Source organism: Terriglobales bacterium, from assembly GCA_035764005.1.
Lineage (GTDB): Bacteria > Acidobacteriota > Terriglobia > Terriglobales > Acidobacteriaceae > Gp1-AA112.
Genome location: DASTZZ010000065.1, coordinates 22883 through 40480 on the forward strand (window position 1 = coordinate 22883; position 17598 = coordinate 40480).

At 56.6% G+C, this 17598-nt stretch carries 11 protein-coding genes; 4 read left to right on the plus strand and 7 right to left on the minus strand.

The window, feature by feature from the left end; all coding sequences use genetic code 11:
* Positions 1 to 89 precede the first annotated feature (89 nt).
* Positions 90 to 3716 carry a BadF/BadG/BcrA/BcrD ATPase family protein gene (locus tag VFU50_09890; protein HEU5233160.1) on the plus strand — a complete coding sequence of 1209 codons (3627 nt, stop codon included), beginning with the start codon at positions 90 to 92 and terminating at the stop codon, positions 3714 to 3716.
* A gap of 426 nt (positions 3717 to 4142) precedes the next feature.
* Positions 4143 to 4994 (plus strand): DUF3011 domain-containing protein, encoded by an 852-nt coding sequence (locus VFU50_09895; GenBank protein HEU5233161.1) that lies wholly within the window; start codon positions 4143 to 4145, stop codon positions 4992 to 4994.
* Between the two features lie 128 nt (positions 4995 to 5122).
* On the opposite strand, the gene VFU50_09900 is transcribed toward VFU50_09895, so the two are convergent.
* Entirely contained in the window at positions 5123 to 6991 is a 1869-nt protein-coding gene (locus VFU50_09900; GenBank protein ID HEU5233162.1) for an amidase, read from the minus strand.
* A gap of 80 nt (positions 6992 to 7071) precedes the next feature.
* On the minus strand, positions 7072 to 9120 hold the full coding sequence (locus VFU50_09905; GenBank protein HEU5233163.1) for an ATP-binding protein: 2049 nt from the start codon (positions 9118 to 9120) through the stop codon (positions 7072 to 7074).
* Positions 9121 to 9277: 157 nt separating this feature from the next.
* Here VFU50_09905 and VFU50_09910 point away from each other — a divergent pair, with 157 nt between their 5' ends.
* Complete coding sequence (locus VFU50_09910) at positions 9278 to 10195, plus strand: hypothetical protein (protein ID HEU5233164.1); 918 nt, start codon at positions 9278 to 9280, stop codon at positions 10193 to 10195.
* Positions 10196 to 10936: 741 nt separating this feature from the next.
* Here the strand turns inward: VFU50_09910 and VFU50_09915 are convergent.
* The 4 genes from VFU50_09915 to VFU50_09930 form a co-directional block, all read right to left on the minus strand.
* Positions 10937 to 11956, minus strand: coding sequence for a hypothetical protein (locus VFU50_09915; GenBank protein ID HEU5233165.1), 1020 nt, complete (start codon positions 11954 to 11956; stop codon positions 10937 to 10939).
* Positions 11957 to 12299: 343 nt separating this feature from the next.
* Positions 12300 to 13010: a thymidylate kinase gene (locus VFU50_09920; GenBank protein HEU5233166.1), complete on the minus strand. Its 711-nt coding sequence runs from the start codon at positions 13008 to 13010 to the stop codon at positions 12300 to 12302.
* A gap of 31 nt (positions 13011 to 13041) precedes the next feature.
* Positions 13042 to 13590, minus strand: coding sequence for a hypothetical protein (locus VFU50_09925; GenBank protein ID HEU5233167.1), 549 nt, complete (start codon positions 13588 to 13590; stop codon positions 13042 to 13044).
* 138 nt (positions 13591 to 13728) lie between these two features.
* Entirely contained in the window at positions 13729 to 14133 is a 405-nt protein-coding gene (locus VFU50_09930; GenBank protein HEU5233168.1) for a VOC family protein, read from the minus strand.
* 218 nt (positions 14134 to 14351) lie between these two features.
* Here VFU50_09930 and VFU50_09935 point away from each other — a divergent pair, with 218 nt between their 5' ends.
* On the plus strand, positions 14352 to 15128 hold the full coding sequence (locus VFU50_09935; GenBank protein ID HEU5233169.1) for a queuosine precursor transporter: 777 nt from the start codon (positions 14352 to 14354) through the stop codon (positions 15126 to 15128).
* 382 nt (positions 15129 to 15510) lie between these two features.
* Here VFU50_09935 and acs read toward each other — a convergent pair whose 3' ends face one another.
* Positions 15511 to 17481, minus strand: coding sequence for an acetate--CoA ligase (gene acs, locus VFU50_09940; protein ID HEU5233170.1), 1971 nt, complete (start codon positions 17479 to 17481; stop codon positions 15511 to 15513).
* Positions 17482 to 17598 lie beyond the last annotated feature (117 nt).

The window sequence follows — 17598 nt, forward strand, 5'->3', positions numbered from 1 at the left end:
ACTTGCCCGAACTGGCTTTGCTGGACGAGGGTAGGGATTCCTCGCGCGACATCGGCGCTTCGGAATGACAAAAAACGGAGGAGGTTCTGGTGTCCGGAAATCACGATCATTCGAACGGTTGCTGCGGAAGCAAAGGCGCCATCAAGCTCGACGTCAAACTCGGTGAACTGGTCGCCACCCTTCCGCGTCCAAAACCCAAACCACGCCTGAACCCGGTCCCAAATGGGGAAACGAAACTGACGTACTACGTCGGCCTCGATGTCGGTTCAACCACGGTCAAATCCGTTATCGTGGATGCCAACAGCGATCAAATCCTCTGGCAGGACTACCAGCGCCACGAAACCAAACAGCCCGAAAAGGTCCTTGAGTTTCTGAACCGAATGCAGGCCGAAGCCGGTATTGCGACGAACAACTGCCGCATGTTCATTACCGGCTCGGGCGGCAGCACAATCGCGCCGCTGATCGGCGCGAAATTCGTTCAGGAAGTCACGGCAGTCTCACTGGCTGTCGAAAAGCTCCACCCCGAAGTGAATTCGGTCATCGAACTAGGCGGCCAAGACGCGAAAATCATTGTCTTCAAAGAAGACGAAGCCAGCGGCCGCAAAAAGAAAATCCCATCGATGAACGACAAATGCGCCGGAGGCACCGGCGCAGTCATCGACAAGATCAACGCCAAGCTGAAAATTCCGGCCGACGAGCTCTGCAATCAGGGCTATCACGGAATCAAGCTGCATCCAGTCGCTGGGAAATGCGGCGTCTTCGCCGAAACCGATATCAACGGACTGCAAAAGCAAGCAGTGCCTTCAGATCAGTTGATGGCCTCGTTGTTTGATGCCATTGTTTTGCAGAATCTCTCGGTACTCACGCGTGGACACACGCTGCGCCCTCACGTTCTCCTGCTCGGCGGCCCGAACTGTTTCATAAAGGGAATGCGCGAAGCCTGGCAGCACAACATTCCGAAGACCTGGGAAGAACGCAGAGTTCCAATTCCGGAAGGCATGAAGCCCGAGCAGCTCATAAAAACTCCGGAGAACGCGCAGTACTTCGCAGCGATCGGTGCAGTCGAGTTCGGCAAGGATGAAGATCCCGATGTTGGCTGGTACCAGGGCACGGCGAAGCTCGAACACTACATCGAGGTTGGACGGCTGGAAGAGAAATCTCAGTCCGGCGCCGCCGGACTCAGCGCCTCCGATGAAGAGCTCGCCAACTTCAAGAAGTCATACACGATCCCACGCTTCAACGGCGCAAAGTTCACGCCGGGAACGGTCGTGCGTGGATTTGTTGGAGTCGATGGCGGATCAACATCAACTAAAGCCGTCCTGATGTCGGAAGAAGGCGCGCTGTTGTGCAAAGCCTATCAGCTCTCCAATGGCAATCCCATGCAGGACACCATCGATATGTTCCGCTCACTGCGCCAGCAGGTGGAATCGCAGGGTGCGACTCTCGAAGTGTTGGGTGTGGGCACTACCGGCTACGCAAAAGACATTCTGAAGGAGACGCTGCATGCCGATGTGGCTCTTGTCGAAACCGTCGCGCACACCGAATCGGCAATGCGCTTCTACCAGGATCCGCACTGCATCGTTGATGTCGGCGGGCAGGACATCAAGCTCATTGTTCTGAAAGATGGCCGCGTAAAAGATTTCAAGCTAAATACGCAATGCTCTGCGGGTAACGGCTACTTCCTACAGTCAACAGCAGAGACGTTGGGAATCAAAGTCGATGAGTACGCCGACATTGCCTTCTCTGCAAACCAGATGCCGATCTTCGGTTATGGCTGCGCGGTGTTCATGCAATCAGACATCGTGAACTTCCAGCGCCAAGGCTGGGCGGCCAAAGAGATCCTCGCGGGACTTGCTGCAGTACTGCCGAAGAACATCTTCCTGTATGTCGCCAGCATTCCCAATCTGGCAAAGCTCGGGCACCGCTTCATTCTTCAGGGCGGTACGCAGAAGAATCTTGCTGCGGTGAAATCGGAAGTCGATTTCATCAAGTCGCACTTCCGCAGCGATGCAATCGAACCCGAAGTCATCGTTCACGAGCATTGCGGAGAGTCCGGCGCCATCGGCGCCGCAGTTGAGGCTATGCGTATCTACCGAAATGGCCATCAGACTGAGTTCATCGGCCTCGATGCAGTGCAGAAGATCAGCTATCGCACCACGCGCAACGAGAGCACACGCTGCTATTTCTGCAAGAACAACTGCCTGCGTACCTTCATCGACGTGCAGACTGGCGATACAGAGAACTGGAAAGCGCCGACCTTCAAATCCAAAGTTCCGTTGCAAGCCGGTGAGCAACGGCTGATTATCTCTACCTGCGAAAAGGGACAGGTCGAAGACGTTGCCGCGATGCGCGGCATCAAAGCTGGACTCGACGCGCTGAAAGAAGCCAATCCCAATTACGTCGAGATCGCGGCGAGCAGTGTGTGGCGCTCGCAAAATCCGCCGAAAGTTGCCGATCCGATTCCGAACACGAAGTGGACCTTCAAGAAAGAAATCAAAGAACGAGCCGAGCTAATGAAGAAACGGGCGAAGTTCCGCGTCGGCATGCCGAAGGTGCTGAACATGTACGTGTACGCGCCGCTGTTCAGCGCGTATCTCGAAACGCTCGGCCTGGAGCCGGAGAACATCATCTACTCCGACTACACCAGCCGCGAGATGTACAAGGCCGGCGCAGGACGCGGAGCCATCGATCCCTGCTTCCCATCGAAGATCGGCATTCCTCACGTGTACAACCTGATTTTCGTCAAGCACGTGAAAAAGCCGCTCGACGCGATCTTCTTCCCCATGATCGACGTGCTCACCACGCATTTGAAGTGCACGACAGGTTCCAACGCCTGCCCCACGGTCACGGCCACTCCCGATGCCGTGAAAGCAGCGTTCACAAAAGAAACGAATGTCTTCGCCGACAATGGAATTGTTTACCTCGATCCCATCGTCAACCTCGCGGATCGCAAGCTGTTTGCCTTGCAAATGTATCGCGCGTGGGCGCCGATTCTGGGCGTTTCGGAAGAAGAGAATGAGCGCGCGCTGGAAGTCGCGTTCAAAGCGCAGGACGACTACGACGCGAACCTGCGCAAGCGGGCACGCGAAACGCTGGAGATGCTGGAGCGCGAAAATCGAATCGGCATCGTGATGCTCGGCCGACCGTACCACCACGATCCCGGCGTGAATCACGAGATCATGGACGAATTCCAGAAGCTCGGCTATCCCATCTTTTCTCAAAGCACTCTGCCGATCGATGAAGACATTCTTGACCGTCTCTTCGGCGACGAGGTTCGCGCCGGCGTGATTAGAGATCCGCTCGACATCAGCGACGTCTGGAAAAACGCCTACTCCGCCAGTACCAACCACAAAATTTGGGCGGCGAAGTTTACGGCCCGCCATCCCAATCTGGTCGCGCTGGAAATTTCCAATTTCAAGTGCGGTCACGATGCGCCGATCTATACGGTGATCGAAGACATCATCGAGAATTCGGGTACGCCGTATTTTGCGTTCAAGGATCTGGATGAGAACAAGCCGACCGGGTCGATCAGGATTCGAGTCGAGACCATTGATTATTTCCTCCGCCGTTATCGCGAGGATTTGGTCAGGAAGCGGGAGGCCATTAGCAACATCGACGAACAACTTGCCGAGTATGAACGAAAGTTGCGGGAAGAGTTGATGACGCAGCAGTACACGCAATCCACGGAGCAGTACGAAGGCGTGGGCGCGGATTAGAACGAAATAGATCTAAGCTCGTCTGAGCATCGTTAGGACGAAATGCCAGAGTGCCGCCCCTACGGGCTCGGTTTGTGTGGATCCCAACCCAGCACTTACGTGCTGGGCTATCCATATGTCGGGCCTACGGCGCTTTGGGCGTCGCTTCGCTCGCACGGAATCTTACGGCGCGCTTCGGTGCTCTAGCGATTCGTTCAGGCCTTGGGCTGCGAGAATTGCTTCGTCCGCAGTCGGAATCTTGCAACGCGATTCGACCCTGTGGTTGCGGCAAGAGAATCGCTCCACTCAATAAATTTATTCTGTGCTCGATCGTGAACTATTCGGTCTTGCCTGCTTTGATTGCGGTCAGGGTGGTTCTCTCTTTGGTAACGAAACGAAGGTTCATCGTACCGTCAGAAAGCGTCTGGGCTGTAGTAGATTCCACCCATGACTACGAGTACGAAAACTGTCGTTCCTGAAACGACTTTCAATCAGACATCGCATGCATCCGGTATCAGTGCCAAATTGGCACTGGCCTTTGCTGTAGCGCTCGTTTGCTTCTGCGCTTCCGTTCCGGCATTCGCGCAATATGGGCTTACCTGCGCTTCGGAAGATGGACATCGTCATTACTGCTCCGCCGACACGCGCGGAGGCGTAACGATGCAGCATCAGCGCAGTAAATCAGCCTGCGTGCAGGGAGCAAGCTGGGGATTCGATCAGCAGGGCGTCTGGGTCGATCACGGCTGCCGAGCGGACTTCATCGTGAATACGCGTCAGGTGGATGGTCCGGGAGACCGCGATCGTGACCATTTCCACGGTCACGATGCCGACCATGATCGCGATTTTGGTCGCGATCACCACGATTTTGATCACGACCGTCGTCCGGCGGAAACTATGCAGCTCACCTGCTCTTCTGAAGACGGTCGCCGGCACTACTGCACCAGCGATATTCAAGGCATCGCGACTCTTCTGCGGCAGCGTAGCGGCTCGCCATGTCGCGAAGGATACAGCTGGGGCAACGATCGCAACGGCATCTGGGTTGACCATGGCTGCCGCGCCGATTTTCAGCTTCAAGGTCGTCGCACCGCATTTGTCGGCAATCCGGGATACATCGGGACTCTCAAGTGCTCTTCCGATTTCGGCACGCGCCAGTACTGCCAAGCCGATACCCGCAATCGCGTTCGCATCGCGCGCCAGGTCAGCGAGTCAGCCTGCAGACTCGGGTATAGCTGGGGATACGATAGGAACGGCGTCTGGGTCGATCACGGCTGCCGCGCCGAGTTCCAGATCGGGAACTAACGTCATACTGTGAATTGAGCGCCGAAGGCGCGGCTGGTACTCGCTGCCGCTGCTTCGGCGCTCATCTATTTTGCAGGCGTTCGCGTCTGAATGCTTCGCGAACGAAGCCGAACGCCTCTCGATAAGCACTACTCCTTCGCAGCAGCTAATTCCGCATCAAGATCGGGATGCTTCAGCTGAAACCCGGTAGCATCCTGGTAAGCCTTAGCAAACGCCAGAAGCTTCGCCTCTCCATAAAGCTGGCCAAGGAAGGTCAGGCTCACCGGAGTTCCCGGGCCGCCGATGCCATCGTCATCACCGTTGTCTTTCCGTGGAGGTTTAGGAGCATCGGCTCCGCGGAATCCGTTCGGCAGGATCAGCGCTGGATGGCCCGTAAGATTCGTAGCTACAAGCTGCTCGCTGTTGGTTGGCGCGACGATTACATCCAAGTTTTCGAATAACTTCTTCCATAAGTCCATCGCTTCCATGCGTGCGCGGTTGGCCTGAATGTATTCGACCGCAGGCGTGAGTCGCGCGATGCGGAACAGATTCGGCCAATCATCAGGAGACTGCTCGGTAAGCAGCTTGTCGCGGCCTGAGCGCGTGAGATCGTCGAATGCGGCGGCAGCTTCTGCGGTGAGCAACGGGGTCATCGCGCTATAAGGAAATTTCGGAATCTCTACTGCGATGAGCTTCACGCCCATTTCGTGCAGCTTCGCCAGGGTTGCGTCGTTGAAGCGTTGATCGTACTTGCGGCGCTCCTGCGCCTGCTCCCGCTGCCGGCGGCTCTCCTCGCGTTTCTTCAATTCTTCCGGCGACGCAGTGGTCTGCTCTGTCGGCGCTTGTGGCTCGGTCGGCGGCTTGAGTTCGAATTCCTCTTTGAAATATCCAACGCGCAGCTTGCGCCAATCGAGAGTGCCGTCCCAGTTGAACGCCACGTTGCGAACGGTACGATCTTGACCGTCAGGGCCGTAGATCGCATTCAGCACCAGCGCAGTATCTTCGACAGCTCGGCAGATCGGGCCGAGCTTGTCCATGGTCCAGGAGAGCGCCATTGCGCCGGTGCGAGGAACTCGGCCAAAGGTGGGTCGCAAGCCTGTAGTGCCGCAGCGGGTTGATGGAGAAGAAATTGACCCAAGCGTCTCGGAGCCGATGGCGAAGGCAACACATCCCGCAGCTGTGGCTGATGCCGAGCCTGCGGAAGAGCCGCTGGAACCTTGATGCGGATTCCACGGATTGCGCGTCATGCCACCGAACCACTTATCGCCCATCGCGAGCGCACCCAGCGTGAGCTTAGCGACGAGCACCGCTCCGGCATGATCGAGACGCTTCACGACGGTAGCGTCTTCATCGATGTTCTGCTGCTCGAATCCTCCTGCGCCCCAGGTGGTTCGGTACCCTTTCACAGCCAGCAGGTCTTTCGCGCCCCACGGCAAACCGTGTAGTGGACCTCGATAGCGGCCCGCAGCAAGATCGCGATCCGCTTCTTTTGCCTGAGCGCGCGCCCGATCTTCGGTGAGGGTGATCACGAACTTGAGCAGCGGATCGTACTTCTTGAGGCGCGCAAGATACATGTCAGTGAGCGCAAGAGAGGACACTTTCTTGGTACGCACTAAGTGCCCGAGTTGGCGCGCGCTGTAGAAAGCTACATCTTCAATGTTCTTTGGCGCGCCGCTGATGTTCAGCGCCGGAGCGCTCGCCAGCTTTATCGGGCGCTTTACGGTTTCGAACTTCATGTCGCCGAGCACAGGATCGAAGATGTAGGCCGGCGCGACCGAATTGGGAATATGCAGTCCGTGGATCTCTTCGTAGTTCTTTTTGTTCTCGTTCAGCCCGTCCAGCATCGCCTGGACGTAGTCGTCTGGAATCGAAACATCGGCAACGTCGGCCGCGGTCTCGACCATCTCCTTGGTGACTTTGCCCTGCGGGTCGGCCATGCTCCACAGCACGCCGGGAAACAACGTAGAACTGAGTCCAAGCTGTGAACACACTGCAAGAAATCTGCGACGATCAAGCATCGTGTAAAGTCCCTCGCATTGGTCAATGAAAACCGGCAATTATAGCTGGCGGGACAGATCGGAACGCATTCCAGGAGTTACTAAGTGGTTCTTGAGGTCTTAGTAGTCTCCAGCAGCGGGTCGGGAACACCGGCCACCGGGAGATCAATGACGATGGATGCGCCGGAAGGATGCAGATTGTGAGCGGAGATTTCCCCGCCATGCTGCTTGATAATGCCGTAAGAAACGCTCAGCCCTAGCCCAGGTCCCTTGCCAGGATCTTTGGTAGTGAAGAACGGATCGAAGACTCGGTCCGGATTTGGGAAGCCGGAGCCGTTATCGCTGAACCGGACGCGCACGCTGTCTTCGTGTTGATGGGCCTCTACCGTGATGCGCCCAGCTTCGACTCCGTGTAATGCGTCCAGCGAGTTGTTCAGAAGATTCAGAAACACCTGCTTTAAGAGATTTTCATCGACAAGAACGCCCGGAAGATCGGGCGCGATTTCGCTTCTCAGGTCCACTCCGGAACGCTTGATTTCGTAGGCCCGAAGCTTGAAGACCTCGTCCAAAATGAAGGAAAGCGACATGGAGCGGCGTTCAAACTTCGTTTGCCGCGCGAAACGCAGCAGGTTGTCGATGATCTGCTTCATGCGCAGGGCTTCGCGGCGGATTACGTCGGCTCCTCGACGGGTGCCTTCATCATGAGCTGATCCGGAGATCATCTCGGCATATCCCAGGACGGCGGTCAGAGGATTGTTCAGCTCGTGTCCCGCGCCGGAAACGAGTTTGCCTAATCCCGCCAGCTTTTCCGAAACGACGAGCTGCCGCTGCAGATGCGAGTTCTCAATGGAGATTGCGAGGTCCGCGCTCAGCATTTCGACCGCCGCGAGGTCTTCGGCGACAATGCGCTGTACGCTGCGCGGATGGTCCAGCGCAATGCAGCCGACAAGCACCTCTCGCGGAGAGCGCAGCGGTACGAGAATTTTGTCGCCTTCGTGCCAAAACTGCGTAGCCGGATATTTGTTATCGGGGATGGAACGTCGAATTAGCTCGTTCGCTACACGGAAGGAATGTGGCCCGACTCCGCGGCTTGTTTTGCATAGCTGCTCCAGTTTGTCCACAGTAATGTGTTGAACTTCGGCGCGCGTGGTTTCGAGCGTGGTTGCATCCATTCCGGATGCCCCGGCAACGTAGAGATTGCGCTGATCGTCAGTGAGCAGAACAACGACGCGACGGAAATTTGAGCTCTTGCCGATGACTTCAGCGATCTCGTCGCAGAAACCGGCCACGTCGGCTCCGCTCAGCAGCTTGGAAGTGACATAGAAGAAGCGCTGAATCTGCTCGCGAGTGGCGCGCTCTTGAGCTTCGGCAAGCTGCGCGGTATGGGATTTGTCCTCGAGCAAGGTGACGATCATGCCGATCGCCACCCAGAATTTCGGAAGGTTTGCCAGGGCAATGGCAATGTTGACGACATTCTGTTTCGCAGGCAGGAGGAAATAAAATGCGGGGAAGACCGCCGCCCATGTGAACAATCCAAAGGACGTGAGCACTACTCCGGGAGAAAAACGACGATAGCAGTACCAATATAGGAATCCCGCGAGTCCGAACGTGAGCGTCTCAATGCTATAAAAGCCCAGATCGGGACGCCCCTGCACCACCTTCCACGATCCCCAACCCGCAGCGATCAAGACCGCAGCGCAGATCGCAATCATGTAAGGCTCAAGCCGGCGATGGTGGTAAATGACTACCCAGATTACAGCTCCGATCGCAAACGTGGCTCCGCACAACACGTAAACCCAGAAGGCGGTCGAATGAAAGGCGTACAGTTCGGCGTAACCGACCGAAGGGACAGCAAGCAGAAGAAAGAAAGGCCACCGCTGTTTCGGATCCTGGAAGATCTTGGTCATCGAAAGCAGCAGGACGAGGCCGCTCAACTGGAGCATGCCGAGATCGAGTCCGTCGACGGCGGCGATCGACATTCCCAGGTTTGGACCGATCACCTGCACGATCGCGCGCACGAAGATGAGGGTCCAGGCGATCACCCAAAGGCGTACCCGATATGAGCGATTACTGGCGTATAGGAACCAGAAAATCGGGACCAGAGCCGCGAGCAGAAGTAGCGTAGGAAGCCGGTGGAATTCGAAACTCATGTCGCTGGGTAGATACCTCGGTCCCGATCAGATCTGGCTTCAGGCCATTTGTCGGATAGTACAAAGGTTGCTAAAAAGCCGCCGATTATGGCGATTTTCCGCATTCTGCAGTTTACTGCCTGGGAAGAGCAGCTACAATGTGACCACGAGTAGAACCATGAGGTCCTTCAGGCTTTCCTTTTTCCTTGTTACAGCTCAGCTATGCTCGTTTTTCCTGCTTGCCATTCCGGCAGCGGCCCAATTCACCATCGGTTCCGGCAATGCCGTGCAGGTTCCCGACATTGCAAACGAAGGCTCTGGACCGCTCGATCCTTCACAGCCGAAGGGCATTACTCCGCAGGAAATCATTCAGAAGTTCAGCGCGAAAGAAGACGACTTCAAGCGAGCTCGCGATCAGTACACCTGGACCGAGGACATCAAATACCAGGAACTCGACGGTGATTCCATTGTCGGAGAGTTTCGCCAGGTTTCTGACATCATCTATGACGAACACGGTCGGCGTCTCGAGCAAGTGAAGTTTGCGCCGCAGACGAGCCTATATATCACCAAAGAAGACATGGACGACCTGCGCAAGCGCACGGCCTTCCTGCTCACGACCGAAGAGCTGCCTAAATACCAGGTGATGTACGTCGGCCAGCAGAAGGTCGATGAGCTGCAGACTTATGTTTTCGATATCGCGCCAAAAACGATCGAAAAAGATCAGCGCTATTTTCAAGGTCGAATCTGGGTAGACACTCAGGACCTTGAAGTCGTAAAGACGTATGGCAAGGGCGTTCCCGACATCGGCCTAAATCTGAGCCCGAAAAAGAAAAAGAAGCATCCGGAAGACGAGCAGCTGTTCCCGCATTTTGTTACGTATCGTGAACAGATCGACGGCAAGTACTGGTTCCCAACCTACAGCAAGGCCGACGAAGTGCTTCACTTCTATGTCGGCGATGCACACGTCAAAGCCGTAGTGAAATATACCGACTACAAGCGCTTTGGAGCTGACACCAAGATTCTCTACGGCAAGCAGGAGATCGGTAATGCTCCACAGAGTTCTAATTCGGGAAATCAGGCGGCACAGCCGAAATGAGTGAAATCTAGATCTGCTCTAAAAGCAGGCCTGAAGACCGAAATCTGCTGAAGTCGGCTACATTCGCAGTGGCTAGCGCAGCGTTCTCACCGATTGCGGTCGCTGCGATCATGCAATCAACGAATGTTCCGCGCCGCCTCCCGCTGACATTAAAAAGCTCCGCCGCACGAGCGCTGTCTCGGTCCGTAAAAGGCACAGGTACACCAAGTATCTGGGTAAGAGTGGGTATCTGAGCGACATCGAATGGCCCGCACAGGAATTCTGCCCAGCAAATGGCGCTAGCTCCCAATGGAACGTTATTGTTGAGCCACTGTTCAAGTTGAACAGCCTCTCGTGTCTGCGGGATCAAGCTCCGGATCAGAAAACTACTATCTAGATGAATCATCGCGACGACAACTGTCGCGGTGACAAGCGCCGGGTCGATGAATTGCGGCGTTCTTGACGTATCTTCCGACCCCATTTAGCGGCCTCGGTCTTCGAAAGTTTCATGGAGGCCTGCAACGTTTTAAAAGCCTCAAGTGGGCTGGACGTTGCAGATTGGCTTAGGCTGGCTGACCGGATCGAGCGCCGCAGTGCTTCAGACTTTGAGACTCCCCAGCGATTGGCGAGCTCGTCTAGCTTCCGGACCGTCTCAACATCTAAAGCATAGGTCGTTCGAACAATTGTGGTGGCCATACATTATGGTATGGCCATACTCATGGAGAGGTCAACGTGTTTGCCAGGCGAGTCGCTCGGAAGACACTACGCTGCTGGAGCTAACGATCTGCTCGCGGCCTGCTGGATGAACCGCTTCATTACCGTTGCCCACATCACTTTCTTGCGGACGGCGCTCTCTTTCACTCCGCGTCCTCGGGCGAACATTGACAGCAGAGCTTTCATCTTGAGCACGCGCAGAATGGCCTGCTCGGACGCGCTCGCGCCATAGGCTTCCATAAAGCTTTCCTGCACGCGCTGGGTGATGTTGCGATCGCAGAATGGATACTTCTCGAGCGCCTCGACCGAGGCCAAGAAAGTGGCCGCATCGTTGAATGAAGCGCCGCGCATGGCCATCTTCCCGTAGTCGCATACACCGACGCCGTCTTCTGCCACGACGATATTCAGAGGGGTAAATTCATTCAACACTGCGGAACTCGGAATCGACTTTTTCGCCTTGCTAAGCCAGGCGCGCGCGCCGGTGAGGATCATCTGAATGGCGTCATCATCGAGCCCCTCTCCTCTACAGTTCGTGCAGAGCGTCTCCAACTCCCCCAGCAACTGCTGGGGATCGAAGATCTGTGGTGCATCGGCCGTGAGGTGATGGAAATTGCGAAGCCATTCCCCAGCCTTTGCGGCTGCGTCGCGCAGGGTCGCACTGTCGTCGTAGCCGGGAAGCAGCGCCGCCTTCATCATCATGGACTGCAGCGGCAGCCCCTGAATCTTCTCCGTCACGACTGCGCCGAGAGCACTGAAATTCCCGAGCGGCCGAGGCACGCCATGCAGCCCCTTCTCCGAGAACTTCCCGTATGCGTATTCAACATTTCTGTATTCGGTCTCCGCCTGGTTGCGCGAGTGCTGGGCACCTAATTTTCCGGGACGGTACACCTTGGCTGCGATGCGCTCTGAGCAGTTCGCAAAATCTGCTACCAGGTCATAGATAAAGTGGTCAGACTTCGGCGTGTGCCCGACGACGCGAATATTGCGAAGCTCACCGCGTCGAGGAAAAAGCTGAACAGCACGTTCACGAAGGTCGGCAACAATCTGGTCGGTAACACTCTCAGCCATTCATACTCCCAAGGGTCGTTCGAAAAGGGGATCAGGCGCGCAGGAGGCACACCAAGGCTTTCAACACAGACAGCAGCAGTTTTGCTTCCAACAATTCAGCCCATTACTTCGATGTAAACGTGTGGAAAGAGGTGGTCTGCTGCGCACCAGAGCAGCAACCTTAGAACTGCCGAGCGCAAAAGTGAGAACATCGATACTCACATTCGGCATGTCGGACCTCAGGCGCAAGCTGACGCTCTTTCGCGAAATTGTGCACCGTCCAAAACAGAAGCAAGCGGCGCTACCGGGATTCTCATGACTTTGTGCCTCGGTTTTCTCTTGTTGCGGAGCCATTACCTCGCAGCTACGCCGCGGGAGCGCCCAGGCGGCGATCAGGAGATTCCGTTGCGAGCGCCAGCTCGCGCGCAAGAATTGTCTTGTCGCACGCCGTCACAACCGCCAGTTTCGCTTCGGGAAGCGGTAAAGGCGGGATGATCGTCATCGTTCCCAGCAGCGCAGCGAGCCGATGATAGGCAGCGCGGCATTTGTGCATGAAGTCCACTGGATACTCCGGTTTGCGTTTGTGCGCAGCCTCGGGATCGGCGTCGAGCAGGTAGGCAATGTCGGGCAAGGGCGCGAGCTTCTCAATAGAGCGAACAAAGTTGCGCGTCATCGTGCGGTCCAGCGGCAGATTCGCCAGTTCATCGTAGATGTAGCGATCGACGATCACGACGTCATTGCCCGATTTCATCGCCTCGCGAACCACGATGCGCAAATGCAGGGCATCGAGCAGATAGAGTGCATGGCGCGCCATAGTCAGATACCAGGCGCGAACGTTTTTGTCGCGCCGATTTACCGGCTTGTTCGGCGCACCGACTCCTTTTTCGCTGCCATACACCGTGTGGACAAAGCTTTCGCGATAGCGCGTCATGACTACGACGTTGTCCCAAAAAGTAAGGAGTTTCACTTTGAGTCCGGCGGCTTCGAGGCGCTCGCGGAGATTGTCGATCTGTGTGCTTTTTCCGGATCCATCGAGTCCGGAGAAGCTGATCAGCAGCGGACGTTTAATACTCACTGTGGCCCCAGGTCCTTATTGATGTTCGTGATTAGCGCACTGCGCCTGGCGGTACACTCGACGTGCCTCGCGTGAGTCCCACAACGGCACCTATCGCAGCAGCGCCGGCGGCAATCAGGCCCACTTTGATCAGCAAAGAATGCACCTGCCGCTGTTTCGCGGGCGCGATTGCCTCACCTGCTGGCTTAGATGCAACACCGCCGCGAGTCGCACCCTCTTGGGCCGTCGCCGTGCCCAGCGGAGCCGCGGGCTGCTGTTTCGCAGGTTGGGTCGCGGGAGCCGCCTGCTCCTGCTGTGCCTGCTGGCTGCGCTGCACTTCGCTGGGAGCATCCGGAGGCACGCTGTTGTTGTCCGCCGGACGCGCGGTCGGCACCGGCGCAAGCGGAGCCTGCGATGGATCGGGACGTGTCGACTGCGTCTGTGCAGCGGTCCCGGCGTTCTGATCGGGCTGTCCTTGCGCTTGTGTCTCCTGCGTGCTTTGGCTCGCGGGAGTCTGCGCCGAGGCGTATTGCGGAACATTGCACAGCAGTACAGATAAAACCATTGCCAGACTATTCGAGCCGATTTGCTTCAGGGTCATGAACTACTCCGGTGAGTTCCGATGAACGCATCAGGCGCTCTTGAGAAAAGATGCCGGAGGAGAGCTGCGGGTTGGAAGCACTAAGGGACCGATCCAAAGTAGAAGCCGGCGTTTACTTCTTAACTAGTAGCTCTTTAATTATGCGTGCTGCGACAACGAGAGCACATTGCCATCCGGATCTTTGAACCAGGCCACGCGATCGCCTCCGGGAAAAGTGCAGATCGCATTCTCATCCTGCGGCATTCCCGGATAGCGCTCGAAGTTGACGCCGCGCTCATTCAGACCTTTTACAGCGCGGACGATGTCCTCCACCTCCCATCCCAGAACGGTGTACTGAGCAGGAGTAAACTCGCGCATTTTGCTCACGCGCAGCATGGTTCCGTGCGCGTCAAAGACGAGCGCGAATCCGTCATCTCTGAGAAACGCGAAGCCAAGCTTGTCGCTATAGAACGACTTCGCTTCTTCCGGCTTAGTGGTGATGGCGAAGCCAACGAACTTTGATAAACGCGGCGCGTTGATCGATTGCACTGGCGAGGTGGACATAGAGCACCTCCTCGATGAGCACAGGAGTCTATCACCGATTTCGCCACGAGGATCGACCGACGGCCGCCCCCGGCCGGGTGTTGCCGTTCGCTGGTGATCTCCAATAATGCTGACCGACCCACCAGAACCCGCGCGAGGGCGCGCGTCGGTCCGAATTGATGGCCCGAACTGATCGTCCAGAGCATCGATCCAAGCGGATAAAATAGCTGCACCTCCTCATGTCTAAATCGCTTTTTCAGAAGCTCACGCACAAGCACCCGAGCCTGCACAACTTCCGTTATTACGACATCCTCGTGCACATCTTCGTTGTGGTGCTACTGATCTCGAATCTGGTCGGATCAAAGATCTGCGCCATCGGCCCATTCCGCATCTCGGGCGCACAGCTTCTGTTCCCAATTACCTACATCTTCGGCGACGTCTTCACCGAGGTCTATGGCTACTCCGGCTCGCGACGCGCGATCTGGATCGGTTTCTTCGCTTCAGGACTGATGGCGCTCATGGGCCTGGTCACAGTACATATTCCGCCGGCTCCTGACTGGCCGAATCAGCATGCCTTTGAAGTCGTCTTCAACTTCGTGCCACGCATGGTTGCAGCGAGCCTCGTCGCGTTCTGGTGTGGGGAGTTTGCTAATTCGTACACCCTTGCCAAAATGAAACTGCTCACCGACGGGCGTTGGCTGTGGACCCGCACCGTTGGATCGACTGTGGTCGGCCAGGCTGTGGATTCGACGATTGTCATGTTTCTTGCCTTCGGAGGCACGCAAAGCGTTAGGACCATTTTGATACTCATCGTTTCGGGCTATTTGGGAAAAGTCCTGTACGAAGTAGTTGCCACGCCACTGACCTATGCAGTCGTCAATTTCCTCAAGCGTTCGGAAGGCGTCGATGTGTACGACACCCATACCGATTTCAATCCTTTCGCGAAGCAGAAGATCGGAGAAACAGATGCCGCAGTACTGTCGGAAGCGAACGCAGCAACCGTTGGACCGAGTTAGCGACGCTTTCGCCGTACGACTTCATCTCGATTATTCAGTCCTGCCTAACAGAGTGAGAGGATCGCGAATGATCGCTAATTGGAAAACTCAAGCTTTAAGAAACTTTCGATACTCTGCAAATTCAGGCCCAACGAGCCGAAATAAGCGCAGCCCAGTGGCGTCAGCCCTGGGTTAGAGCAGCAAAAGAATACGAGCCCTGAAGGGGCGACACCCGATGCGCCGCTGAAGAATTATGCCGTCCCTGTCGGGACTCATCTCGATATGGAACCTCTGACCCAGGGCTCACGCCGCTGGGCTGCGCTTGTTCCGGCCCGTTGGGCCTGCGTGCTTTTTCCCAAGCCATCTGTGCAGACACTAACTGCAACAACGCTTTGGCATCCGGTTACTCCTCATCCGCCCGCAGCTTCGCAATCACCGAGAAATCTTCTAGCGTAGTCACATCTCCTTTCACATCGCCCGTGCTGGCAAGTTCGCGCAGCAGGCGCCGCATGATTTTCCCACTTCGGGTCTTCGGTAAGGCATCGGTGAAGCGCAGATCGTCAGGACGCGCAAGCGCTCCGATCTCTTTGGCTACCCACTGGCGTAGCTCATCTTTCAACTGCGGCGAAGGCTTGTTGCCCGATTCCAAAGTTACGAAGGCGGCGATCGCTTGACCCTTCAGATCATCCGGACGTCCCACGACAGCCGCCTCGGCAACTTTGGGATGCGCAACCAGCGCCGACTCGACTTCCATTGTTCCAAGCCGATGTCCGGCGACATTGATCACGTCATCGACGCGGCCCATCATCCAGTAGTAGCCGTCTTCGTCCTTGCGCGCGCCGTCGCCGGTGAAGTACATGCCGGGAATGTCGGACCAGTATTGCTTTTTGAACCGATCAGGATCGTTGAAGATCGTCCGAGCCATCGCCGGCCAGGGTTTGCGTAGGACGAGCAGTCCGCCGGAGCCTTTGGACACTGATTTACCATCGCGTGTTACCACATCGGGAAAAACTCCCGGCAGCGGCAGCGTCGCCGAGCCCGGCTTCGTCGGCACGGCGCCGGGCAATGGCGAAATCATGATCATTCCCGTTTCGGTCTGCCACCAGGTATCGACGATCGGGCAGCGATTCTTGCCGATTACTTCGCGGTACCACATCCACGCCTCAGGATTGATCGGCTCGCCGACCGTTCCGAGCAGACGCAGGCTGTCGAGCCGATGGCGCTTGGGATACTCGCTCCCCCATTTGATAAACGCGCGAATCGCTGTAGGCGCGGTATAGAAGATGTTGACCTTGTGACGGTCAATGATTTGCCAGAAGCGGTCGAAATCGGGAAAGTTCGGCGCGCCCTCGTACATCAGCGCGGTCGCGCCGTTCTGCAGCGGACCATAGACGATGTACGAGTGACCGGTGACCCAACCGATGTCGGCGGTACACCAGTAAGTATCTTCTTCACGAAGATCGAAGACCATTTTGGTCGTGTAGTACACGCCGACCGAATATCCACCGATCGTGTGCACAATGCCCTTCGGTTTTCCCGTTGTGCCCGAGGTGTAAAGAATGAAGAGCGGATCTTCCGAATCGAGTTTCTCGGCAGGGAAGGAATCTGAAGCCTTGTCGACGAGCTCATGCCACCAGTGATCGCGTCCAGCTTTCATCTCGATCTGCGATCCGGTTCGCCGATACACGAGCACATGCTTGACCGAAGGACACGACGCGAGCGCTTCATCGACCGTCGCCTTCAGTTTGATTTCGTTTCCGCGACGCCAGCCTGTGTCCTGCGTAATGACGGCGACACACTGCGCGTCGTTAACGCGGTCGACGATCGCGTGCGCTGAGAATCCGCCGAAGATGACGGAATGCACCGCGCCGATGCGCGCGCACGCCAGCAGCGCAATCGCAAGCTCCGGCGTCATTCCCATGTAGATAGCAACGCGATCGCCGGCTTTAATGCCAAGCTGCTTCAGCGCATTCGCGCACTTCGAAACTTCGCCGAGAAGTTGCTGATACGTGAGCGTGCGTACGTCGCCCGGCTCGCCTTCCCAGATGATTGCGGCCTTGTTCTTGCGGGGACCGTTCACGTGGCGATCGAGACAGTTGTAAGAAAGATTGATCTTGCCGCCGACGAACCACTTCGCCCAGGGCAGCTCCCACTCGAGGACTTTGTTCCATTTTTGGAACCAATGCAGCTCGCCAGCTACGCCCGCCCAAAACTTCTCCGGATCAGCCGCAGCGGCGTCGTACATCTTCTGGTACTCGGCCATGCTCTGGACGCGCGCATGCTGGGCAAATTCCGCGGGCGCATCGAACTTGCGTCCTTCGCGAAGGATCGACTGAATATCGTGTTGCTGCGTGGCTACCTGGGTCTCCGGCATGGATCACCTGATGGGAATTGGAGTTTTCGAGCGCAACGATTTTATAAGGTGGAAGCCTCGGACTTCCAATGCGGAACAGAACCGGCGCCAGTAGGCGCTGGGGCAGCCGCGGTTCCA

What these genes read in the sequence shown, in the direction of transcription:
- VFU50_09895 (HEU5233161.1), top strand. Translation starts at nt 4,143, where the DNA reads ATGACTACGAGTACGAAAACTGTCGTTCCTGAAACGACTTTCAATCAG.
- VFU50_09900 (HEU5233162.1), bottom strand. Translation starts at nt 6,991, where the DNA reads ATGCTTGATCGTCGCAGATTTCTTGCAGTGTGTTCACAGCTTGGACTC.
- VFU50_09905 (HEU5233163.1), bottom strand. Translation starts at nt 9,120, where the DNA reads ATGAGTTTCGAATTCCACCGGCTTCCTACGCTACTTCTGCTCGCGGCT.
- VFU50_09910 (HEU5233164.1), top strand. Translation starts at nt 9,278, where the DNA reads ATGAGGTCCTTCAGGCTTTCCTTTTTCCTTGTTACAGCTCAGCTATGC.
- VFU50_09915 (HEU5233165.1), bottom strand. Translation starts at nt 11,956, where the DNA reads ATGGCTGAGAGTGTTACCGACCAGATTGTTGCCGACCTTCGTGAACGT.
- VFU50_09925 (HEU5233167.1), bottom strand. Translation starts at nt 13,590, where the DNA reads ATGACCCTGAAGCAAATCGGCTCGAATAGTCTGGCAATGGTTTTATCT.
- VFU50_09930 (HEU5233168.1), bottom strand. Translation starts at nt 14,133, where the DNA reads ATGTCCACCTCGCCAGTGCAATCGATCAACGCGCCGCGTTTATCAAAG.
- VFU50_09935 (HEU5233169.1), top strand. Translation starts at nt 14,352, where the DNA reads ATGTCTAAATCGCTTTTTCAGAAGCTCACGCACAAGCACCCGAGCCTG.
- acs (HEU5233170.1), bottom strand. Translation starts at nt 17,481, where the DNA reads ATGCCGGAGACCCAGGTAGCCACGCAGCAACACGATATTCAGTCGATC.